18 protein-coding genes are annotated in these 24,665 nt (G+C 41.1%); 12 read left to right on the top strand and 6 right to left on the bottom strand.

Going from position 1 to position 24,665, the window contains the following annotated elements; translation table 11 throughout:
- Positions 1 to 9: 9 nt before the first annotated feature.
- From PSM_RS16620 to PSM_RS16580, 9 genes are all read left to right on the top strand, one after another.
- Entirely contained in the window at positions 10 to 2,163 is a 2,154-nt protein-coding gene (locus tag PSM_RS16620; RefSeq protein WP_041695985.1) for an FAD-dependent oxidoreductase, read from the top strand.
- Positions 2,144 to 2,968 (top strand): DUF547 domain-containing protein, encoded by an 825-nt coding sequence (locus PSM_RS16615; protein WP_013463033.1) that lies wholly within the window; start codon positions 2,144 to 2,146, stop codon positions 2,966 to 2,968. Before PSM_RS16620 ends, PSM_RS16615 begins: the two co-directional genes overlap by 20 nt.
- Positions 2,955 to 4,232 carry an ABC transporter substrate-binding protein gene (locus PSM_RS16610; RefSeq protein ID WP_013463032.1) on the top strand — a complete coding sequence of 426 codons (1,278 nt, stop codon included), beginning with the start codon at positions 2,955 to 2,957 and terminating at the stop codon, positions 4,230 to 4,232. Before PSM_RS16615 ends, PSM_RS16610 begins: the two co-directional genes overlap by 14 nt.
- A complete protein-coding gene (locus PSM_RS16605; RefSeq protein ID WP_013463031.1) occupies positions 4,229 to 5,944 on the top strand; it encodes an ABC transporter permease in 1,716 nt (571 codons plus the stop codon). The genes PSM_RS16610 and PSM_RS16605 overlap by 4 nt, the downstream gene beginning before the upstream one ends.
- Positions 5,945 to 5,968: 24 nt before the next feature.
- Positions 5,969 to 6,607, top strand: coding sequence for an ATP-binding cassette domain-containing protein (locus PSM_RS16600; RefSeq protein WP_013463030.1), 639 nt, complete (start codon positions 5,969 to 5,971; stop codon positions 6,605 to 6,607).
- 28 nt (positions 6,608 to 6,635) lie between these two features.
- Complete coding sequence (locus PSM_RS16595) at positions 6,636 to 7,286, top strand: CDP-alcohol phosphatidyltransferase family protein (protein WP_013463029.1); 651 nt, start codon at positions 6,636 to 6,638, stop codon at positions 7,284 to 7,286.
- Positions 7,279 to 8,067 (top strand): sterol desaturase family protein, encoded by a 789-nt coding sequence (locus PSM_RS16590; RefSeq protein ID WP_013463028.1) that lies wholly within the window; start codon positions 7,279 to 7,281, stop codon positions 8,065 to 8,067. The genes PSM_RS16595 and PSM_RS16590 overlap by 8 nt, the downstream gene beginning before the upstream one ends.
- A gap of 271 nt (positions 8,068 to 8,338) precedes the next feature.
- Entirely contained in the window at positions 8,339 to 10,996 is a 2,658-nt protein-coding gene (locus PSM_RS16585; protein ID WP_013463027.1) for a glycoside hydrolase family 16 protein, read from the top strand.
- A 74-nt stretch (positions 10,997 to 11,070) separates the two neighbouring features.
- Entirely contained in the window at positions 11,071 to 14,064 is a 2,994-nt protein-coding gene (locus PSM_RS16580) for a TonB-dependent receptor (protein ID WP_013463026.1), read from the top strand.
- A 73-nt stretch (positions 14,065 to 14,137) separates the two neighbouring features.
- Here PSM_RS16580 and PSM_RS16575 read toward each other — a convergent pair whose 3' ends face one another.
- The 5 genes from PSM_RS16575 to exaC form a co-directional block, all read right to left on the bottom strand.
- On the bottom strand, positions 14,138 to 15,610 hold the full coding sequence (locus PSM_RS16575) for a S41 family peptidase (protein WP_013463025.1): 1,473 nt from the start codon (positions 15,608 to 15,610) through the stop codon (positions 14,138 to 14,140).
- A 515-nt stretch (positions 15,611 to 16,125) separates the two neighbouring features.
- Positions 16,126 to 16,653, bottom strand: coding sequence for a GNAT family N-acetyltransferase (locus PSM_RS16570; RefSeq protein ID WP_013463023.1), 528 nt, complete (start codon positions 16,651 to 16,653; stop codon positions 16,126 to 16,128).
- Between the two features lie 61 nt (positions 16,654 to 16,714).
- Positions 16,715 to 16,933, bottom strand: a complete 219-nt coding sequence (locus tag PSM_RS16565) for a hypothetical protein (protein ID WP_013463022.1) — start codon at positions 16,931 to 16,933, stop codon at positions 16,715 to 16,717.
- 104 nt (positions 16,934 to 17,037) lie between these two features.
- On the bottom strand, positions 17,038 to 17,643 hold the full coding sequence (locus tag PSM_RS16560; RefSeq protein ID WP_013463021.1) for a DUF998 domain-containing protein: 606 nt from the start codon (positions 17,641 to 17,643) through the stop codon (positions 17,038 to 17,040).
- 303 nt (positions 17,644 to 17,946) lie between these two features.
- Positions 17,947 to 19,467: an acetaldehyde dehydrogenase ExaC gene (gene exaC, locus PSM_RS16555; protein ID WP_013463019.1), complete on the bottom strand. Its 1,521-nt coding sequence runs from the start codon at positions 19,465 to 19,467 to the stop codon at positions 17,947 to 17,949.
- Positions 19,468 to 19,662: 195 nt separating this feature from the next.
- On the opposite strand from exaC, the gene PSM_RS16550 reads away from it, so the two are divergent.
- Both PSM_RS16550 and PSM_RS16545 read left to right on the top strand, forming a co-directional pair.
- Positions 19,663 to 20,556 carry an AraC family transcriptional regulator gene (locus PSM_RS16550; protein WP_013463018.1) on the top strand — a complete coding sequence of 298 codons (894 nt, stop codon included), beginning with the start codon at positions 19,663 to 19,665 and terminating at the stop codon, positions 20,554 to 20,556.
- Between the two features lie 81 nt (positions 20,557 to 20,637).
- Positions 20,638 to 21,669 (top strand): LacI family DNA-binding transcriptional regulator, encoded by a 1,032-nt coding sequence (locus tag PSM_RS16545; RefSeq protein ID WP_013463017.1) that lies wholly within the window; start codon positions 20,638 to 20,640, stop codon positions 21,667 to 21,669.
- Positions 21,670 to 21,742: 73 nt separating this feature from the next.
- Here the strand turns inward: PSM_RS16545 and gtfA are convergent, their stop codons facing one another.
- Positions 21,743 to 23,215 carry a sucrose phosphorylase gene (gene gtfA / locus PSM_RS16540; protein WP_013463016.1) on the bottom strand — a complete coding sequence of 491 codons (1,473 nt, stop codon included), beginning with the start codon at positions 23,213 to 23,215 and terminating at the stop codon, positions 21,743 to 21,745.
- Between the two features lie 175 nt (positions 23,216 to 23,390).
- Here gtfA and PSM_RS16535 point away from each other — a divergent pair, with 175 nt between their 5' ends.
- Positions 23,391 to 24,620, top strand: a complete 1,230-nt coding sequence (locus tag PSM_RS16535) for an MFS transporter (protein WP_013463015.1) — start codon at positions 23,391 to 23,393, stop codon at positions 24,618 to 24,620.
- The last annotated feature ends 45 nt before the right edge of the window (positions 24,621 to 24,665 follow it).

Here is a 24,665-nt window from a genome sequence, read left to right as displayed (position 1 = left end):
AGAGATAATATGATTAAAAAACTATTGTTATTATTGATTGCAGCAGCCGGTATTGGCATGTTCTTTCATTTTAATTTGCACCAGTTACTTACACTCGATGGCTTAAAAGGGTCGATGGATCAGTTTAACCAATACAAAGCGCAATCGCCGTTGTTAGTTATTGGCGGGTTCTTTTTACTCTATGTGGTAGTAACGGCTCTCTCTTTACCCGGCGCAGCTATTTTAACATTGGCCGCAGGCGCATTATTTGGCTTAGTAGAAGGCTTACTGGTGGCGTCGTTTGCCTCAACGATTGGTGCTACCCTTGCCTTTTTAGTGTCACGCTATTTATTACGCGACACCATTAAAAAACGGTTTCCTGAGCGTTTAGCTGCTATAGATAAAGGCGTAGATAAAGAAGGCGCTTTTTACCTTTTTACTTTGCGTTTAGTACCGGTATTTCCGTTCTTTTTAATTAACCTATTAATGGGCTTAACCGCTATTAAGTCGTGGACTTTTTATTGGGTGAGCCAAATTGGTATGTTGGCAGGCACCTTTGTATTTGTGAATGCCGGTACTCAACTTGCACAAATTGAGCGTTTATCGGGCATTTTGTCACTAGATTTAATTCTGTCATTTGCTCTATTAGGTGTATTCCCACTGATTGCGAAAGCGATTTTAAATGTATTTAAAAAACAACGGGTTTATAAAAACTACACTAAGCCCAAAAAATTCGACCGTAACATGATTGTTATTGGCGCGGGTGCAGGCGGCTTAGTTACCAGCTATATTGCCGCCGCAGTAAAAGCCAAAGTCACCTTAATTGAAGCCGGCGAAATGGGTGGTGACTGCTTAAACACTGGCTGTGTGCCTAGTAAAGCGATTATTAAAAGTGCAAAAATAGCACAGCAAATGCGCCATGGCGAAAACTATGGCCTTGAAAACACTACACCGCAGTTTTCCTTTAAAAAAGTAATGGCACGTGTACATCAAGTCATTGCTGATATAGCCCCGCACGACAGCATAGAGCGCTACACAAATTTAGGTGTGGAGGTTTTAAAAGGCTATGGAAAATTGATTGACCCGTGGACAGTGGAAATTAAACTTAACGATGGCAGCACGCAAACTCTTACCGCTCGCACACTTGTTATTGCCACCGGTGCACGCCCGTTTATACCGCCACTGCCAGGTATTGAAGAAACCGGTTACGTTACCAGCGATACTTTATGGAGCAAATTTGCCGAGCTCGACGAAGCGCCCAAAAAACTGGTTGTTTTAGGTGGGGGCCCGATTGGTTGTGAGCTTGCACAAAGCTTTGCTCGTTTAGGCTCAAGTGTGACGCAAGTTGAAATGACTCAGCGCGTTATGATCAAAGAAGATGTTGAAGTGTCAGCTTTTGCACACCAATCATTGGCCGATAGTGGCGTTAATATTTTAACCTCACACCAAGCGCTGCGCTGTGAAGCACGCGAGGGTAAAAAGTACCTCGTGGTGAAGCACAACGACACCGAAATTGATATTGAATATGATGAGCTACTGTGTGCCGTTGGCCGAAGCGCACACCTCAAAGGCTATGGCCTTGAAGAGCTTGGTATAGAAACTAATCGAACCATAGTAACTAACGACTACTTAGAAACACTCTACCCTAATATTTTTGCCGCAGGCGATATTGTAGGCCCGTACCAGTTTACTCACGTTGCGGCTCATCAGGGGTGGTACGCGGCGGTTAATGGCTTATTTGGCCACTTTAAAAAGTTTAAAGTAGATTACCGTGTTATTCCATGGACCACCTTCATTGATCCAGAAGTCGCGCGCGTAGGCCTAAACGAGCAAGAAGCGATTGATAAAGGCATAGACTATGAAATCACCCGCTTTGAGTTTGAAGAGTTAGACCGCGCCATTACTGAGAGCGCCAATAATGGCTTTATTAAGGTGATCACCCCTAAAGGAAAAGACAAAATACTCGGAGTTACTGTGGTTTCTGAGCATGCAGGCGATTTAATTGCTGAATTTGTTTTAGCCATGAAACACGGCCTTGGCCTTAATAAAATTCTAGGCACAATTCACAGCTACCCAACATGGGCAGAAGGCAACAAATATGCCGCTGGTGAATGGAAACGTAACCATGCTCCACAAACTGTTTTAAACATGCTTGAAAAATACCATGCATGGCGCCGAGGTTAAGCCTTTGTATACGTTATTGAAGTTTTTAGTTTTAAGTGCACTACTGGTCACGGCGTTTAAAAGTAGTGCACAAAACCTGCACGATAGTTGGAACACGCTATTAACTAAACATGTTGTCGCTATTAATCATGGGCACAGCACTGAGGTTGATTACGCTGCAATTAAACACGAGCATACCCAATTAAAAGCATATTTAAATACGTTAACAGCCATCACACCAGGTGAATTTAACACGTGGGGTAAACACAAACAGTTGGCGTTTTTAATTAATGCCTATAATGCCTTTACCGTTGAACTAATATTAACGCAGTACCCTAATATTGAATCAATCAAAGAGTTAGGTAGCTTTTTTAGTTCACCGTGGAGCAAAGAGTTTATTTCGCTGCTAGGTAAAACACGCAGCCTTGATGATATAGAGCATGAGTTAATTCGTGGTAGTGGTAAATACAACGACCCGCGTATTCACTTTGCAGTAAACTGCGCCAGTATTGGTTGCCCTGCACTTCGTGAAGAAGCCTACTCGGCCGATAAACTAGAAGAGCAATTACACCAGCAAACTGTTCGTTTTTTGTCAGACAACACCCGCAACATGGCAACAGGCAATACTTTAAATGTATCGTCTATTTTTAAATGGTACGGCGGTGATTTTGAACAAGGCTTTAAAGGAGCAAACACATTACACCCGTTTTTAGCACAATACGCTGATGCATTAAAACTGCTACCCGCTCAACAAAAAGCGCTGCAAAATAATGACATGAAAATTAAATTTTTAGATTACAACTGGAATTTAAATGCACGTCGTTAAGCCAATACAAATACTCAGCCGATATTGTTTTTTGAGTATTGCTTTGTGCATTGTTTTAGTTGCTAGCTTTAAAACCATGGCAACCTCTCCCTCTGATACTCGCTGGCAAACTATCCAAAGCCAAGGTAAAAACCAACCCGTTTATTTTTATGCATGGGGCGGCGATCCGCAAATAAATGCCTACATTCAATGGGTGGCTGAGCAGGTCAAAGCGCAATATGATATTGAATTAGTGCATGTAAAATTAAGCGATACCAGCGAAGCAGTAAGCCGAGTATTAGCAGAAAAATCAGCCAATAATCACGCTCAAGGCAGTGTCGATTTAATTTGGATCAATGGCGCTAACTTTGCCGCTATGAGTAAGCATGACTTGCTGCTTAAAGACTGGGCCCAGACGCTGCCAAATTTTGCATTAACCGATCCTAATAATAACCCCGCGGTAAACTTTGATTTTGGTTTGCCTACAAACGGGATGGAAGCGCCTTGGGGGCAAGCGTCGCTCACTTTTTATTACGACAGCCTAGCAATAGATGGCAGCACAACGAATCAATTACCCACCACCCTACATCAGTTATTAACTTGGAGCGCGCAAAACCCTGGGCGTTTTAGTTACCCAAAGCCGCCTGATTTTTTAGGCATGAGCTTTTTAAAATACGCTTTAGTGGTACTACATAACAACAACGATGATGAATTAAAAGCACAGCTAAACCAGCCAGCTACAGATAAAAACACCACTGAGGTGCTCAACCCTTTGTGGGTATTTTTAAATAAATTACACCCTACGCTTTGGCGTAGCGGCAAACATTTTATGCAAAGTGGCGCACAAATGCGCCGCTTAATTGACGATACTGAGCTTAGTATCGGGTTTACCTTTTCAGCGCCAGAAGTGCCCGCTGCAGTACAACGCTTTGATTTACCCACCAGCACCCGCAGTTATGCTATGCATGATGGCAGTTTAAGTAACACCCATTTTGTAGCAATACCGTATAATGCAAGCCATGCACAAGGCGCACAGTTAGTCGCTAATTTTTTATTAAGCCCTCAAGCGCAAGCTCATAAACAAAAGCCCACTATTTGGGGCGATAAAACCGTGTTGATCCAATCAATGCTAAATACCCAGCAACAAGCCTTATTTAAAACCACACAACCGCACCCAAGTGCGCTGCCTTTTAATAGCATAAAACGCACACTCAGTGAGCCTCACCCAAGTTGGGTTAATGCCATAATGCAAGGTTGGCAAACGCGCTATGGGGTTAGCCAATGAATAAAGTACCCGCTTCAAATAGCCTATTTACCTTTTTGGTCAAACTAAGTCCTTACTGTTTGGTTGCATTGCTTACTTTACCCGTTTTAGGGGGGGTAATCGGCGTGCTTTTACCTGCCTTTGGTTGGGCGCCGGCACTCAATGAAACAAATATTGGCTTAGCAGGATTTAACGCATTATGGCAAACGCCTGGATTGACACACATGGTAGAGCTGAGCATACGAACAGGGCTTATTAGTACCTTAATCGCGTTTGTGCTGATGATCATTATGCTTGGCGCGTTTTTTAATAGTGTGTGGCTTAAACGCATTGAATATATTTTAAGTCCAATATTGGTTATTCCGCATGCCGCTGCCGCGATTGCGGTGAGTTTTTTAATTGCGCCATCGGGGTTATTTACTCGTTTATTTTCTCCATGGTTAACTGGCTGGCAATTAGCGCCAGAAGGCGCGTTACCTTACGACGCTTTTGGCTGGAGCATTATTATTGGGCTTGTGCTTAAAGAGTTACCTTTTTTACTACTGATTGCATTGAGTGTTTTGGCGCAACCCGAACTTGGCAAAAAGCTACGCAAACAGCATCAAATTGCGGTTAATTTAGGTTATTACCCTATGGTGGCGTTTTTTAAAGTGGTGCTACCCAGTTTATACCCACTGTTACGTTTACCTATTTTTGCAGTACTTGCTTATGCCAGCGCCAGCGTTGAAATGCCACTCATTCTTGGCCCAAATACCCCTCCCACTTTAGCCGTTGCTATAATGCACTGGTTTAACGATGTAGATTTAAACCTGCGAATAAAAGCCTCGGCGGGTGCCCTGTTACAATTAGCGGTCACTGTTGGACTACTCTTAACGTGGCTATTGCTTGAAAAAATCATTGCTCTAGTTTTTAAGCAATCACTTATTAATGGCCGCCGCCAGTATGCACATCAATTGATCTGCACATTTACTCATGTTTTCACGAGTCTAATTTTAATTTTTATTGTTGCTGCGCTAATTGGGTTAGTGATGTGGTCAATAGCGGGCTATTGGCGTTTTCCGGATACCGTGCCCTCAAGCGTGGTATTTCTGCATTTTCAACATGCATTTACACAAATACATACTCCCTTGTTTAATACCTTAATAATAGGGGTAATAAGTACGCTGTTTGCTATCACTATGGTATTGCTGTGCTTAGAAGCCGAGCAGTTAAACACGAAACCCATGTCGAAATGGACACAGTTAATTATTTATCTTCCTTTATTAGTGCCCAGTATTGCGTTTTTATTTGGTATTGTGTGGTTACAACAACTGCTCAATAGCCAGCATGCCTTTTTTAATGTGATATTTGTGCACGTTTTATTTGTTTTACCGTATGTTTTTTTATCTATTGCCGATAGTTACAGGCGTTTAGACCCTCGATTAGCGCGCGTTGCCGCAAGCTTGGGGACAAGTCCCTGCAAGGTGTTTTTACAGGTTAAATTGCCACAACTATTCGCCCCTATTTTAATCGCGATAGCGCTTGGACTGGCGATTAGTTTTGGCCAATATTTATCTACACTTTTAGCCAGTGGCGGGCGTATAAGTACCATTACCACCGAAGCCGTAACCCTTGCTAATGGCGCAAGCAGACGCACCAGTGCAGTTTACGCCATTTTACAAATGGCATTACCGCTAATTGGTTTTGGTGTGGCATGGGTGTTACCTAAATACTTTTTTAAAGCGCGCGCTTAACTATAAAACCATTAAGGCTATTTAATGCAGTCATCATTACACATCAAAGATTGTCAGCTTTACCGTCAAGGCGAGCTGTTACTAAGCTTAAACGAGCAAGTAAATGGCGGCGAAATACTCACCATTATGGGGCCATCGGGCAGTGGCAAGTCAAGCTTATTAAATTGGCTTACAGGCTGTTTGCCCAAAGACTTTAGGGCACAAGGCGAAGTATGGCTAAATGATCAAAATATAGATAACACACCCCCGCATTTACGCCATATTGGGGTGCTCTACCAAGACGCTTTATTGTTTTCGCATTTAACAGTGGCAGGAAATATTGCCTTTGCTATGCCCAAAGGCAATAAAAAGCAGCGTCTTGAAAAAATAGACCACGCCCTAGAACAAGTTGGCTTAACAGGATTGGCAGCCCGCCATCCCGACAGTCTATCTGGTGGGCAGCAAGCGCGTGTTGCACTGCTACGCATGTTGCTCAGCGAACCTAAAGCTATTTTACTCGACGAGCCTTTTAGTAAACTCGACACCCAATTGCGTGTTGATACCCGCGAACTGGTGTTTAGTCAAATACGCGAGCATAAATTGCCTGCCATTATGGTTACGCACGACCACAGTGACGCCGAGGCAACAGCTGGCAAAGTGATTACTTTAGGCACTGATGCTTAAAACCTGACTCATATTCAAGGCAATACGTATGTTAGATAAATTTGTTACCCCCATTATAAAGCCACTACTAACACCGGTTGTTATGCTCATTAATAAAAGCGGCATTACAGCTAATCAACTCACTGTTTTTGGTTTTTTAGTGGGTATGTTTGCCGTGCCTTTACTTGCCTTTGAAATGTGGTATGGCGCATTAATCGCCATTGCGTTGAATAGAATTTTAGATGGACTGGATGGCGCATTAGCCCGCTATGCTAATCAAAGTTCTAGCGCGGGTGGGTTTTTAGATATTACTCTCGACTTTTTATTTTACGCAGCGATTCCACTGGGCTTTATTTTGGCTAATCCAGCACAAAATGCCATTGCAGGTGCTATTTTACTGGCTACTTTTATAGGTACCGGTTCCAGCTTTTTGGCCTTTGCGATTGCCGCTGAAAAATTTAAACTCGACAAACCACAATTTAAATATAAAAGTTTTTACTACTTAAATGGCTTAACCGAAGGCACAGAAACCATTGCCTTATTTGTTGCCTTTTGTATTTGGCCGCAGCACTTTGCCATAATGGCCAGCTTATTTGCTGCAGCTTGCGCCATAACGATTTTCACCCGTATTTATGGCGGTTATCACACATTAAAACAACTAGAAGCTAATATCAGTAAAACGGAGGCTATCAATGGATAACGAATTATGGTGGCGGCTTGGATGTTTTGTAAGTATTTTAGTCATAATGATGCTGCTTGAGTGGCAAGCCCCTGCACGGCAATCGCCCATAAAAGCCACTAAACGTTGGGTTGCGAATTTTGGTCTTGTATTTACCTCTTCAGTGATTGCTCGGTTAGCGGTTCCTTTAGGGTTAACCGCCGCCGCGCTTTATAACCAAGAACATAGTATCGGTGTGTTTAATCAACTAACTATGCCTCTTTCAGTAGCAATTATACTTAGCCTGCTGTTGCTAGATATACTGATTTATTGGCAACACAGATTATTTCATAAAATTCCAATTTTATGGCGTTTACACCGTGTTCACCATGCTGATGCGCACGTAGATACAAGCACTGGGCTGCGCTTTCACCCTATTGAAATAGGTCTTAGCATATTGATAAAGCTTGCCGCCATAACTGCTCTTGGCGTGCCCGCCATTGCAGTACTTATATTTGAAATAACACTCAATGGGTTAGCACTGTTTAACCACGCAAATATTCGCTTGCCAAGCGCAATAGAAAAACCACTGCGCCTCATCCTTATCACCCAAGCGCTGCACCGCATACATCACAGCCAAAACCCCGAAGAAACAAACAGTAACTTTGGGTTTAGTGTAACTTGGTGGGATAGACTTTTTGGCAGCTATAAATCACAGGCAAGCCAGCCTGATAAACGTATTGCACTTGGTTTGAGCCAATACCCAAACCCCGAACAAAATTCATCCTTGTGGCAATTGTTAATAATGCCATTTAAAAAATAGCAATACGGCTAATGAAAACGCCCATGTACACCTTTTAAACCTTTATTTATAACATTACTTGGGCGTTTAACCGTTCCTGTTAACAAAAACACCCTATTAAAAGTAAATCAATTGTAAATTATTTAAACAAATTCTTGACCCAGTTAAAAATCCCCCATATTATTTGTAAGCGCTTACATTTATCACACATGAAAATGTAAGCGCTTACAAAAATGAAAAAATCAACAAATACACTATATTCTGACAATAATCAGTTGAACGGGGTTCAGTTATGAACATTGAAACAACACGCATTACTCGCCTTTTGGCTGCTATTTCATTAGCATCTCTGGCGGGTTGTGGTGGTGACGCAGCAACCACTACTACAGATATTGAAAAAGTAAACCCTACTGAACCAGTCTCTGACTGGCGTATGGTATGGAACGATGAGTTTGACAGCACTAGTATTGATACTAACAAGTGGAACTTTGAATTAAACTGCGCTGGCGGTGGTAACAACGAGAAACAATGTTATACCGACAGTGAAGAAAACGCCTTTATTAAAGACGGTGTACTAAACATAGTCGCCTTACCTGCAGAAGAAGGCGCAGAAAAACCATACACATCAGCCCGTTTAAACACCCGTTACAACGCAGACTTTACTTATGGCCGCTTTGAAATGCGTGCAAAGTTACCTTCGGGTCAAGGTAGCTGGCCAGCTTTTTGGATGATGCCAACCGATGAAGAATATGGTACTTGGCCGCGCTCTGGCGAAATTGATATTTTAGAAGCGGTAAATTTAAAAACAGTTGCTGAAGATGGCACCGTTGAAGCTAATATTCATGGCACACTTCACTATGGTCGCGAATGGCCAAATAACTCAAGTTCTGGTAAAGCGTATACATTCCCTGAAGGGATGAATCCTGCAGACGATTTTCATACTTACGCAATTGAATGGCAAGAAGGCGAAATTCGCTGGTACGTAGATGGCTATTTATACGCCACTCAACGTCGCTCTGAAGTTCGTTACAATTCAAAAGATGAACCTGTTGGCTTAAAGCATAAAGGTTGGTTTGCTGAATACTTTGAACAAGGTAGCGGCGAGCTAACAACGCATTGGGATAATGCCCCATTTGATAAAGACTTTTACCTTATTTTAAACAATGCTGTTGGTGGTGATTGGCCTGAAAACGTAAATAACTTAGGCGTTGACGCTGCAGCATTTGCAGAAGGTCAAAGTTTTGAAATTGATTACGTGCGTGTTTACGAATGTGCCTCTAACCCAACCACAGGTAAAGGCTGTGAAACAGTACGCCCAGGTTACGATAGCCTAGAAGATGCACTTGTTGAAGGTAAAGCCCCTGTACCTACCCCGCCAAGTGATGGTGTTGCAAAGAATCTTGATATTTTTGATGGCAGCTTAAATGCCAACTGGATCGCATGGGATTGTTGCGGTGGAACAACACCAGAAACCATTACTGACGCTGACAAAGGCGAGGTAATTAAGTTTAACATTAACGATAATAACGGGACTGTGCTTGGCTTCTCTACCCGCGGTGGTCACTTCTCTGATGATTTTACTGGCACTTCATCTCCATTTGATGCATCACCTCTACTTGATTTAAATGGCCGACTCACCTTTGATATGAAAGTAGTAACGCCACCAACATCTTCAACTACTTGGTTATTAAAAGCCGAAGCGGGTGATGGTGGTCCTAATACCGGCGATGTAGCCCTTAGCGATAGTAATGAAGGTGTTACTCCTGTTACTGGCCAATGGCAAACCTATACATTCCCACTTTCTTTACTACAAGAAAGAGGCTTAGATTTAAGTGCCATTGATGTATTAATGGTATTCCCAGCATGGCAAACAGGTGCAGGCGCTGAATATTTAATTACCAATGTTGCGATTGAAGGTGATTTACCTGGAAGCCCAGAAGTTGACCTATTCACAGACGGACAAAATCTAGATTGGCCAATGTGGGATTGTTGTGGCGGTTCAACACCAATTGAGGTAGTAGATGATGAAGAACACGGTTTAACCGCAGAGTTTAGCATTGGCGAAGCACCCACTGTAATGGGCTTTAATACTCGCACCTCAGCCGGTGGTAGTGGTAAACCATTTGATGCAACAAGTATTTTAGAAAATGGTGTACTACAGTTTGATGTAAAAGTAATGTCAAATCCAAATGATCCAGCAGCTGTTTGGACAATGAAGATTGAATCTAATGAAGGCGATACAGCGGTAGAGCTTCCATTAACCGATGCTGGCGATGCACCCGTTGCTGGTGAGTGGAAAACTTATACCTTTACATTCGCTGACTTAGCGGGCGCAGGTTTAGATGTTAGTGCCATTGATGTAGTGATGATATTCCCAGCATGGGGCACAGGTGAAGGTGCGGTTTACCGTGTTGATAACGCTAAAATGTACGATCCGAGTGCATCAGCAGGCGATGAAATCACTATTTTCCAAGATACAGCCGCAGATATGTGGAGTATTTGGGACTGTTGTGGTGGCTCTACACCGACTGAAGAAACTGACGATGCTGAACACGGCACAGTGGCTGAGTTTGTTATTGGTGCTACACCAACAGTAATGGGCTTTTTAGCTGACGAAGGTGTTTCTTTTGATGCATCAGCAATATTAGCAAATGGTGTTGTGCAATTTGAAATGAAAATGGTGACACCACCAAATGATCCTGACTCAGTGTGGACATTTAAAATTGAGTCAACAGGTGCAGCAACGGCGGTAGAGCTTCCTCTTGCACAAAGCGTTGAAGGTGAAGTACCGGTTATTGGGCAATGGCAAACATACACGTTTACAGTGCAATCATTATTTGATGCAGGTTTAGACATTAGCGATATCAATGTACTGATGGTTTTCCCAGCGTGGGGAACAGGTGAAGGTGCAGTTTATCGTATCGACAATGTGGTTATCGCTAACCCATAAACCCTAATTCAGTGGTAGGTACTAAATTAAAAGTACCTACTTACCGTAATAAATTAAGTAAAAGCAGAGCAATTATGAACACAAATAAGTTTAAAAAAAGCCCACTAGCGGCTTCTGTGTCACTTATCATCGCTGCAAGCACATTTAACTTCGCTTATGCTGCGCAAGAAAATACTGCCGAACCTGAACTAGAAGTTATTGAAGTAAAAGGTATTCGTGGTTCATTAATCCGTTCAATGGATGTAAAGCGTGACGCATCAGGCGTGGTTGATGCCATTTCTGCTGAAGAAATGGGTAAATTTCCAGATACTAATTTAGCTGAATCGCTACAACGTATTACGGGTGTATCGGTAAGTCGCTCAAACGGTGAAGGTAGCCAAATTACCGTACGTGGTTTTGGCCCATCGTTTAACCTTGTAACACTTAACGGCCGTCAAATGGCAGGCACCGGTTTTACGCGTTCATTTAACTTTGAGAACTTATCATCTGAAGGCGTTAGTTCACTTGAAGTTATGAAAACAGCGCGTGCGGATACACCAACAGGTGGCCTTGGTGCAACTGTAAATATTGTTACCGCTAAACCTCTACAAAAGCCGGGTCAGCGCTTTTCATTGATGGCTAAAGGCATTCACGATACATCGGTAGAAGAAGGTGATGAAGTAACACCTGAAATTGCAGGTATTTACAGCAATACTTTTGCTGACGAAATGTTTGGTTTTTCAGCTAACTTTTCATACCACCGCCGTGATTTTCAGCGCCAAGCAGCCAATGTACGCTCTTGGTTAGTCAACCCTAACCTATCGGTTGATGCTGAAAACATAATTGATAACCGCCCAATGGATGCAGATGGTAACCCAGCTAAGCAGTTTTTCGATCCAAATGCTGGGGATAATGGTGAGTTTGTATCTGCCGCTTTCTTCCCACAAGAAGTCAGCTTTTCAAAAGATGATATTCAGCGTGAACGTTTAAATGCGCAAGCCACTTTTCAGTTTGCACCAACAGATAACTTAACGTTTACACTAGATCACACAATCTCAAATGCAACAACAGGTAATAACTCACTATCGTGGGGTATTTGGAACGGTTCGTTTGGTGGTAATGGTAATGCCTATGAGCTAGATGAAAATGGCACCGCTATTTACTATAACTCAGCCGGTGATGATGCCTCATTCACGGCATTTCGTGAAACTGCCGAGGTAGACTCAAAAGCAACCGGTATCAATGTTGAATGGTTAGCAACAGAAAACCTTAGTTTTAACTTTGATGCCCATACTTCAAAAACCACAACAGATAATGGCAAAGATCCTGGCTTAAATTCTAATGCCCGTATTATTTTGGGCTCAGCAGAGTTATCTACTAAAGAATACTTTTTCCGCGAAGGCGATGTACCGGGTTTTAATATTAATTGGAACAACGGCACACAAGAAGTAAGTCCAAATCAAATTGGTTCTAACTTCAGTATTTTTACCAGAACACCAGGTGAGTCAGAAGTTTCTCAAGTACAATTAGACGGTAAATTATTTACTTATACAGATATTGGTCTTGAAACCGTTAAATTTGGTGCGGCTTACACTAAGCAAACACTCAGTGGTTGGGGCGGCTCTAATAACGCCAATGCACCTGGCTTTAACAACGGTACATTCGCTGAAATTTTCCCAGATGCGATGTTCGAAAGGATTGATTTAAGCGGATTCCTTGATGAATTTTCATTTGGTCCTAACGGCGTAGCGCCAGGTTATGCTTACACTTATGACCTTGATGAAGCATTTGCTCGTCAAAGTGCTTATTTGACCGAAGACGTAATTGGTAGTGATTATTACCGAATTGGTAGCTTTGATAACTTCCCAACTAACGAAGTAGAAGAAGAAACCATTAGTGTTTACCTTTCTAGCAACTGGGTATTTAACGTTAGCGACTACGACGTATTTGTAAACTTAGGTCTTCGTTATGAAGAAACTGATATTGTAAGCCCAGCAAAAAGTCGTGTAGCGGAACAAGTTTACTGGGCAGGCGGTTCAGAGTGGTTAACTCAATTTGCCGCTGGTGGCGAATTAGTTGAAGTAGACTATGAAGGACAATACGACTTACTACTTCCTATGATTGATATTAAAGTCGATCTTACGGATGACTTAGTAACCCGCGCATCATGGGGACAAACAATCACCAGACCAACTCTTGGCAATATGTTAGGTAACTTGGCTTTAACACCATCACCTAAATTAAATTCAAGAAGTGGTAGCCGTGGTAATCCAAACTTAGAGCCATTTAAATCAACTAATCTAGATTTAAGCCTTGAGTATTATTACAGCGAAGGCAGTTACGCTGCTGTTGGTCTATTTTGGAAAGACGTAGATAATTGGATTGATAACACCCAGGTAAAAACTACCTTTGAAGGTTTACATGATGTGTATTTAGGTGAGCGTTGGAACAATGCAGTAGCCGCCATTGAAGGTCGTGGAGATCAAGCAACTGACACTGCAATTTACAATGAAATTGTAGCTAATGGCGTAGGCATTGGTGAAAACAACCGTATATTACCAGATCCAGCGACTGATCCGCTGATTGAATGGACCATCAATTCACCTGAAAACGTTGGTTCACGTAAAGTAAACGGTTTTGAATTTGCTGTTCAGCACTTGTTTGGCGACTCAGGCTTTGGTGCAGGCTTTAATGCCACCGTTGTTGATGGTGATGTAGAGTACGATAACTACTACCTTGCCTCTCAAGCAGTATTAGCTGGTTTAAGTGATTCTGCAAACATACAAGGCTTTTACGAAAAAGATGGCTTATCGGTGAAAATTACCGGTGCATGGCGTGATGAGTACTTAATTGCGCAAGGTTTACCTGACTCAGGTGCTACGGCTCCTCCACAATACGCAGAAGAGTACTTACAGTGGGATATTAGTGTGAACTACGAAGTTAACGAAAGCACAACGGTATTCTTTGAAGGTGTGAACTTAACCAACGAAACCGAGCGTTCATTCAGTCGCTTCGAAAGTCAGTTCTTAAGCGCGGCTCAATACGGCCCTCGTTATGCCTTTGGCGTTAGATACTCTATGGGCAATTAATACATTGCCCAAATACAGTTTTTGATTACCCCTTATAGTTGAAAAGTCAAAGCCGCTCATTGAGCGGCTTTTTTTATAACTGTTTAATTTTTTCTAATAGCTTATCGGTTGTCCAATCAATATCGTTATAGGCAATATCGGGTTTATAATAATCGCCCTTTCCTCTTGCTCTATTCACATACACTTTATTAGGCACTATCACTTTACCTAAACCTGAGGGTAACTCAGCTAATCGAACATCCATATACAGTGAGTCAGCACTGCTTGGCGCGCCAAATAACTGAGTGTTTGAAAACTGCTTAAATACATCAATGGCATCAAGACACGCACTTGCACACTGTGGCGGCACAATAACAAAAACCTGTGTTTTAAAGTCACTCTCTGGCACCGTGCTATCGCTTTGGTTTGGTTTACTTTGCGGCTCTTCGATGTAAAATAGCTTATTATTTTCAAGTGACTGCGCCATACCTGCAGCTATTTCTTTAAACTCTTTTTGTGCTTTAGGTTGATCTTTCAACACTTCAATTAATGATTTAACATGGCTAGTATTATCTTTTGACGCTCTCCACCAAACTCGGCTATTTTTTGAGTAGTTATCCATTTTTTGTTCAACAACTTGCTCACCCCACAACGCTTTTGCAAGCTTTAAGCTCCAATACGACGAGCCACCTTGGTTATGACGAAGATCTAAAACCACCGTTTTTGCACTGAGTAACTTAGAACGTTGATCAGTCACTTTTTTATACAAGTTATTGTAATCATGAGTTTGCTTATCGTTATTTGCAAAACTGGGCATAGCAATCCACGCTATGTTTTGCGCAGGCCAAGTTAAATCGGTTGTAAGCTCATCCCCATTATAGGCATGTGTTAAATGCTTACTTACACTCTTTGGCCGAACAGACCAATCAAGGGTTTTACTGTAAGCTTGCCCATTGGCTTTAACAAATTGACATTCTTTTAGAGGTGTTAAAAATGGGTTGCCCTCATCAATTAGTAACCGCCAACCTTGCTGCCACCAATGCCCAGGTTGTGTAACCTGTCCATGAAATTTAAACACTCTTTGTCGCATTAACGTCTCGGTACTTTGCCTATCGCAACCACTTATCACATCACCTTTATTTATATTATCTGTTTCACTGTAATACACTTTTAATGCATCACCCCGCCAAACGGCACTAAAACCTGGCCAACGACGAGCAGGTCGTTCAACGCTTGAAAACACACCTGCATGACCATCTTGTAGCACAGTACTAAAACGCGCAATTGCCGCAACATGAACCTGCGGCCCGCTCGCTTTGGCAGACAGTGCAAGTGCTTCTGCTTTTGCTTGCTTTAATAGCTCAGGAAAGACTGGGTTGTTAACATCAAACATACCGGGGTGGTTTTTTGCCGAAATACTGTAAGCAGCTTCAATATCACGATCAGTAACACTGCGCCATTGCTCTGGTGTTTGAGGAGTAACTGCTAATTCTGCCATGCTCAAGGTAGGCGTAATTAATAAAGCACTCAATAAAGTACGGCTAACTATTTTTGTTTTTATGTTCATGAAAATCCATTTTAAATTAGGTTATATAATTACTGTAAACCCATTTGGTGGAACTAAAAATACCTTAAATCAAATAAGTATCAGCAAATTATTTTTATAGCAGTAACTTAACAACATTAAAAGCAGCTAACAACGAGTAAGATTTAAAATGAACTGGCTTTAAATTTAGAGCAACACCTTACTTAGACGTTTGTTCAATTTTGGTTTGCAGTAGTGTTATGCGGGCGTTGAGTTTTCTAAAGCTATACTGTGAATAGAAAAAGTTCAAAAAGAAAGCAGCAAAACCTGAACAAGCAAGCCCTATCAATGGGCTGAATAAAACATTAACAACAAAACAATAACAGCCATCGCTATCGTAAGCCCCAAATAATGAGATGCACTAAATAACTTTCGGTTGTTTTTTTCAAGTTGAACTATATGAGAATCTATATCCATTAAAAATTTCCTTTTTAAAAACTGATACTTAACAAATCAACACTAACTATTCTTTCAGCTTACTACCTACATAGTATTATTTAAACAAGTGAGTTACTCCACTGCGCCTTAGTTAATCGATATAACTGTACGGTACGACCATGAAATTCATGAGTACTGTAGTCTGTAAAGCCAATTTTCTTTGCTACTTTTAATGACGCAATATGCTCAGGTTCAATAATAACAACGACTGATTGATGAGTAGTTTGCGTAAACACATACTTTAAAACACCTTTAGCCGCTTCGCAGGCTAATCCTTTATTCCAAAAATCGCCCGCTAATCGATACCCTAAATTAGGCTCTTCGTTACCCGCGACACTTTGTGGAGAAACACCACAAAACCCTATAAGTAGGTTACTGTTTTTATCTATTAGTGCCCATGGGCCCAAACCGTATGAACCGTAGCATTGTAAACACCACTTTATAAATTCACGAGTTGCAGCTTCATCGCACACACCACGAATTGAGTATTTCATCACCTCATCGTCACTAAGAATTTCACTTAATGCCGGCACATCATCAATTGAAAACTGCCGAATAAGCAACCTTTGGGTTTCACAAATGTTCACTCAAACCTCCTTGTAATCACAGCTAAAAAATTTCAACAAACAAGTGATTAAGGTTGTTATCTCAGTTATTTCGCTCTTTTTTATATTTCGAATGCCACAAAAAGTATCCAAATAATATGCCTACTAAAGGAAATATTATTAAAGATGAAATGATTCCATCAAAAAAATCTTGCTCACCTGTAAAGTACATAATTAATTGAAATAAAATAGCTGTAGGAATTCCCCAGCCTAGAACACCTTTTAGTAAAATAAAACGGAATTTAGTGTGGTTTATATTCATGAGCCTTCCTTGAGTTGTGGAGCCAAATAATAAGCTGAAATAAATCATAGTCGTTAGTGAGTTGAGTCTCTAAATTATTGGAGGCGATTTAAATTAGTTTAAAATTACATTAACACTATTGAAAAAACACTTAACCAACTTAATTGGATACCATAAGAGATACGTTGATAGCTACCAGGGTTACTTTGTAGTTTTATTGCTTTAGCCATAGCAAACAGATAATAAACAGTAGCGATAACAGAAACAATTGAAAAAACACGAAAGTATAAAGGAGTAATTTCTGTGGTTGGACTGATCGCTATTAATATTGGTGCTACAACCAGCGAAAGTAACATAATAAAACCAGCCCAAGATTGAACCTTGCAGCTAAAAGTTGGATGTTTAGTAAATGGGTCAGCATCCATAGGAAAATAACCCGCAACCCAGGTACCAATACCATGCACTATAACTAACCAACCAACAATATTAACCAATATAGAAACATTAGCCAATTGCGCCAAATACCAGCCAAAAAAGCAAAATAGAAAACCTAAAGGATAATTATTAATTAGCGGTGACAGTTTTTCAGTTGGGCTTCCCGTTGCACCTAATTCACTACAAAATTGTTTAGAATGACTGTAACCTTCATAAAACCGACTTGCTACATAAACACCAATGAATATCCATAATGTGGCTATTAACCCTGAATAAATCGCAATCGTTTCAAACATCACCATAATCCTTTTTGTGATTAATTCATTAAAGCCTTTTTGAACACAGAGGAGAAAATGAGCCGGCTTCGAGTGACGAGCTGTGAGCTTGTACAAACAGCCTGAAACCTAGTCATAACAGCCCTGAGCTAGAACCTTTAATCTACTTTTTCAACCCAGCGCCTCATTAATAAATCATTTCTTTATCATTATAATTAACCACTAATCAAATGCTATCGGTATTAGTTTTAAAAAAAACAAAGCGCTACAAAAATGTAGCGCTTTCATTACTTATAGGTTGTTTGTTTAAACTAAAACGCGTTATTAAAAAAAGCCAAGCGGATCTTCGCTGTAACTTACTAGCAAGTTTTTAGTTTGTTGGTAATGATCAAGCGCGAGTTTGTGAGTTTCGCGGCCTATACCAGACTTTTTATAACCGCCAAACGCTGCATGTGCTGGGTACATATGGTAACAATTAGTCCATACACGACCTGCTTCTATTTTGCGACCAAAGTGATAAGCACGATTCATATTACGGCTCCATACCCCTGCGCCTAAACCAAATTCTGAGCTGTTAGCCAGTTCAAGTGCTTCGGCTTCGTCTTTAAAGGTCGACATTGAAATAACGGGGCCAAAAATTTCTTCTTGGAACACGCGCATGTCATTACGTCCTTTTAATAGTGTAGGTTGAATGTAATACCCGCCGTTTAGCTCGTCGCTTAATTGCTCAACATGGCCGCCAGTTAATACTTCAGCACCTTCTTCTTTACCAATTTCAATGTAGCTTAAAATTTTATCAAACTGCGCTTTAGAGGCTTGAGCGCCTACCATGGTTTCACTATCAAGCGGGTTGCCACGTTTAATTTGTTTAGTACGTTTTAAAATACGTTCTATAAATTGCTCATAAATATCTTCTTGAATGAACAAGCGTGATGGACAAGTACATACTTCACCTTGGTTAAAGTAGGCAAGAATGGCACCCTCAATTGCCTTATCTAAATATGAGTCGTCTTTTTCCATAACATCGCTAAAGAAGATATTAGGCGATTTCCCCCCAAGCTCGACCGTTGAAGGAATAATATTCTCGGCTGCACATTTTAAAATATGTGAGCCCACAGGAGTTGAGCCTGTAAAGGCAATTTTAGCAATGCGCGTACTAGTTGCCAGTGCTTCACCAGCTTCTTTACCAAAGCCGTTTACCACATTTAAAACACCCCCTGGCAGTAAATCGCCAATAATTTCCATCAACACTAAGATTGAGGCGGGTGTTTGCTCTGCGGGTTTTAATATTACACAGTTACCTGCTGCAAGTGCAGGCGCTAATTTCCATGCGGCCATTAATAATGGGAAGTTCCACGGAATAATTTGCCCTACAACGCCTAGAGGCTCATGAAAATGATACGCCACCGTAGTTTCGTCTATCTCGCCAATACTGCCCTCTTGAGCACGCAAACAACCGGCAAAGTAACGAAAGTGATCGGCGGCCAGTGGAATATCAGCGGCAAGGGTTTCACGAATCGCTTTGCCGTTATCCCATGTTTCGGCCACTGCAAGTAGCTCCAAGTTTTGTTCAATACGGTCGGCAATTTTTAATAGTATATTGCTGCGCTCGGCGACTGAGGTAGTGCCCCACTGGGTTTTTACTGCATGGGCTTTGTCGAGTGCAAGGTTTATATCGTCTTTGTCTGAGCGCGGTACTTTACAAAATACCTTGCCATTAACTGGGCTTATATTATCAAAGTACTGGCCGTTAACTGGGGCAACCCACTCGCCGCCAATGTAATTACCATACTGCTGTTTAAATGTGACGAGTGCGTCTGCTGTGCCTGGATTTGCGTAAATCATATGTGTGTTCTCTTGTTGTTGTTAGCTAAAAGTCTAAGCCGAAATTTGTTAGAGTAATGTAGCAACTTGCTTTATATTTAATCGGTATTGATTGACATTAGACCATTAAGCGCTTAAAAACTTGCTTAGCTGTCCAAAAAAGTTGTCTGTGAGTCCACATTAAAAACGCTCTATAACGATTAAAAAAGGCTGAACATGCACACATCTCAGTTAAATAAAAAACGCCAACAACTTGATGTACTGATTGAAAACAAAGTGACCTTTGCTGCCGATAACTCTGAGCTAAGTATTTACGATACCTATAAAAGTGCGCAAAAAGTGGCGTTGCACTCAAACGAATTACTGTTTTGTGCCATGCTCAGTGGTAAAAAAATAATGCATGTTGAGAGCAGTCAATACCACAAAGCGTTTTTACCACATGAATCGTTTGTATTAGCGCCTGAGCAAAGCGTGCTGATTGATTTTCCGCATGCATCTATGAACGCACCCACCACCTGTTTAGCCATTGAAATAAGCACCGATAAAATAACCAATGTGGCTAATGCGCTTAATATGCAGCAAAATTTTGCAAACGATGCCTTGTTTGAATACAACCCTAATTTAGTGCATACCCAACATAATACGCAAACTCAGCAGTTATTAGAGCGCATGGTGCATTTATTTAGTGAGCAAGGCGCTGAGCGACACTACTTAATTGATTTATCGTTAAACGAATTGATCACCCGTTTATTACAACAACAAAGCCGTGATTTATTGCTGGCAAACTGCGATAAGCTGCGCCTAAAAAGTAACGTGAGTGATGCACTGCATTATATTGAAGAGCATTTAAGCGAAAACCTCGACATAAACACCTTGTGCAAAATAACCTGTATGAGCCGTAGTAAGTTTTACCAGCAATTTAAACTTGCTTTTGGTACAAGCCCTGCACTTTGGCAGCAACAACTTAGGCTTAAAAAAGCCCGCACGCTTTTATTAGAAGGCCACGCTATAAGCAAGGTATGCTACGACCTGGGTTTTAATAGCGCCAGTCATTTTAGCCGTTTGTTTAAGCAAACTTTTGGTATTGCACCAAAAGCATGTCGCCATTAACCTAAAACAACAGTTTTTGTTATATTAAACAGCCTAATATGCTAGATTGTTTGCAATGTTGTAAGTAGTAATGAGTCACCGATGAGTAAACCCACCCGCTGGACATTAAAGAGTATTGCCAAAGAATTAGGTGTGTCTAATGCTACGGTATCAAATGCGTTTAATCGCCCGGATCAACTCTCTGCTAAACGCCGCGAAGCCATACTTAAAGCGTGCAAAGAGCTGGGGTATTATGGCCCTAATAAAGCGGCGCAGTCTTTGCGAAGTGGCACGTTTAATATTGTTGCATTAGTCCTTCCTGATAGCGTGGAATACATGGTATCAGACCCTGTTGCGAGCAGTTTTATGCGGGGAGTAACCTCTGTACTTGAAAAAAACAATATTAATGTTTTATTGTTTTCAGGCAATAGTGACAACCTCAACAGCGTTGTTGATTTTGTCGATGGTTTTATTTGTTATGGTCGCCCGCGCAATAAAGCACTAGTAGAGCAACTAAAAACAGTCTCTAAACATGTGGTGACGGTTGATTTTGACATTGCCCGTAACGCCTCAATTAATGTTAATAACGAGCAAGCCAGTTATGAAATAGCCAAACATGTTTTGCATAATCAAAATGATAAAGTGGCTATATTAGGTTTAAGATTACTTGATGAAAATGTATTGTGCCGGGTATACGAACATCACGAATTTGAAACTGGCCAATCTATTTCGCATCAACGTTTGCGTGGTTATCAACGCGCCTTAAGTGAAGCTAATATAACGGTTGCCGACGACCGCATTTGGAATATTCCTGAAAGCAGTGAGCGCTTTGCAAATATTGCCGCAAAAGAGGTATTAACAGCCTCCCCTCGCCCTAACGTGATTATATGCATGAGTGATTTAATTGCCCTTGCCACCATGCGAGAAGCCATAAAACAAGGGATAAAAATAGGCAGTGAGCTGCGTATTGTGGGGTTTGATGGCATAGAAGAAGCCGCTCGTTTTGTACCTCGCCTTACTACAATTCATCAAAATAGCCAAGAAAAGGGCGTTATGGCTGCTAACTTATTTATTTCCAAAGAAGAAAAACAATATGAAGTAGGTTACGCACTCGATATTGGTGCAAGTAGCTAAGCACTGCTAATAAAGCAAATAAAAAAGCCAAACAGAGGCTGCTTGGCTTTTGGTTTTCAACAAATAAAGCTATTTAAGCCAATAAACTTTGTAAGTTTAGAGTGCTTTCTTGAGTGCCATTAACCTGCGAAATAAGTGCAATACGGCTTGCAAAGTCAATCCTCAATGAAATTGATTGTTGTTCAAACTTCCACATTAAACAACAAACACTTGCGCCGCCTTGAGCCGAAAATTCACCTGCAAATGCGGGATGTTCATTACGCATTTTAATTAGCTCTATGAGCCCTTTTACTACCGGTTTATTAAGTGCTTGCTCTATTTTAGCCGCGTTCAAATATGGGCGATTTATATCACGGCCAACATTGGTTTTTGCTAACAGTTCCATATCGTTTTCACAGGCAAATAAGCCGCCGTAATAAACTTGCGGTACACCTGGCGCAAAAAATTGAATTGCGCGCGACAGCAAATAGTCAAAATCATTAGCGCCTAATGCATTGTAATAAGTACAGTTCACTTGATATAAATCGACATTACTGGCAGCAGCGCCTGTTGCTTGGCGGCTTTGATTGTTACTATTTGCATGCATGGTTTCTACTAGGTTATCAATTTGCTCTGCATTTAATAAGCCTGGTTTTTCACCCATTGGGCCTGCATCAATAATGCCTATGCCATCATGGGTGTCTAGTACCGTTAAACAGTTACGCGGCGATATTTTTAGCCATTTGAGTAATGCATCCGCATTGTTATTAAACAAGCTATGTAGAATAAGTGGTGGCAACGCAAAGTCGTAAACCATATTAACGCGCTTAGCTACATCTACTTGTGTTTGATAATGGCTATGAATTTCTGCAATGGTTTCCATGCCTAAATCGTTGGCTTGCTTTGATAAGTTATCTAAGTAGCCAAACGTTTCATCTAGCATAAAACAATTAGTACCCGCCTGCTTAATGGCATAACCCGCTGCATCTAAACGAATAATATTAACGTTGTTAGCAGAGAACTTAGTAAGTACATTATTTAAATACGCAATTCCCGCCTCTACTTTTACGTTTATATCAATTTGATTGTCGGTAAAAGTGGTCCAAAAATCATACGTTTGACCATCACCGCATTTCATTGGTGTAAAACAACTGCCTGGGCGTGGACGGTAAATAGCTTGCTGCTCAGCCTCGCTCATGCCATTGGGAAACACGTCTTCTTTGGTTAAAAATAAATCCCAAAATGCTGACGCTTTACCTTTAGCCAGTACATCTTGAAACTGAAAAGATTGCGCCGACACATGATTCACTATTAGATCAGCCATTAAATCATGGTCTTTACCGAGTGCCTTTATGTCGTCCCAAGTACCGATTCGAGAATCAACTTCACTATGATCAATCGGGTCAAAGCCTGCATCGCTGCCATCAATTGGGTTATAAAATGGCAATAAGTGCACACCACCAAAAACGCCCTCTAATGGGCCATGTAAAAGAGTGGTAAGTGCATTTATATCTCGGCCAGTAATTCGATCAGCGTATGTGATCAATTGAACTTTATTCTTCATCATTGTGTGATTACCATGTTGAAACTTAATCGATTAAGATATATCTTTAACTAGCACGTACGAATTTACAAGTTATTTTTATAAATTTTACATACAAATATCGTGGCGACATTAATACTATAATCAGTAACTGACTGACTTACTGAGTGTTAAGAACGCATTTAACGAGGAAAAGCACATGACAAAATCACACACACACGTAAGCAGCGATCCGTTGCAACAAATTCGCTGGCTCACATATATGATGTTTTTTATGTTTGCCATGACCTCCGATGCCGTTGGCATGATCATTCCCGAGCTCATAACTGAATTTGGTTTAAGCATGACCCAAGCCAGCGCATTCCACTATGCGCCTATGGCACTCATTGCCTTTAGCGGATTATTTTTAGGCTTTTTAGCCGATAGCCTCGGGCGTAAAAAAACGATTATGCTTGGGTTATTAATATTTTCTGCGAGTTGCTTTTTATTCGCCATTAGTAGCAGCTTTATATTTTTTGTTTTTTTGCTTTGCTGTATTGGTTTAGCTATTGGCTTATTTAAAACCGGCGCTTTGGCGTTATTAGGCGATATTTCTCATAGCAACGCAGAGCACACTAAAACCATGAACAAAGTAGAAGGCTTTTTTGGTATTGGTGCCATTGTTGGACCTGCACTTGTTGGTGTATTACTGGTACAAAATGTAAGTTGGACTTATTTATATATTATTGCCGGCATTATGTGCTTAATTTTAGCGTTTTTGGCGTGGCGTGCAGAGTATCCAAGCGTTGTTAAAAGCACTGAAAAGCCCGCTTCACTTGCTACCACCATGAAAATGATTAAAAACCCCTACGCGCTTGGCTTTTCGCTCGCCATTGCGCTTTATGTTGCAACCGAGGTTGCCATTTACGTATGGATGCCGACGCTGTTAAAAGACTACACAGGCTCTTGGCCCCTTTTGGCAACCTATGCACTCACCATATTTTTTATACTGCGTGCCGCAGGGCGTTTTATTGCGGTGTGGTTATTAAACCGCTATAGCTGGCAAGGTGTTATGGCTTACTTAAGTTTAGGTATCGCATTGTGTTATGTGGGTACTTTAGTCGGTGGCGTTGATTGGGCTGTTGGTTTATTGCCGCTTTCAGGGTTATTTATGTCGATGGTTTACCCAACCTTAAACTCCAAAGGAATATCGTGCTTCCCGGTACAACAACATGGCGCAGTTGCTGGGGTTATATTATTTTTCACTGCACTTTCAGCCGCATTAGCGCCTTTATTTATGGGTATGATCAGCGATTACTTTGGTCATGTACGTTATGGTTTTTACCTTGCAACCGGCTTTGCCATTATTTTATTTTTAGCGATGCTGTTTAACTATTTCCGTGACCCATCAGCCAGCGCTTTACAAGAGAGCAACCTAATAACTGAGTAAATCAACAAATTGGGGGCTAAAAAAACACTATATAAATCAATAGAT

It is taken from the genome of Pseudoalteromonas sp. SM9913, assembly GCF_000184065.1.
GTDB classification, from domain to species: domain Bacteria; phylum Pseudomonadota; class Gammaproteobacteria; order Enterobacterales; family Alteromonadaceae; genus Pseudoalteromonas; species Pseudoalteromonas tetraodonis.
The sequence above is the reverse complement of the archived record's forward strand: the minus strand, read 5'-3'. Positions and strand labels throughout refer to the sequence as shown.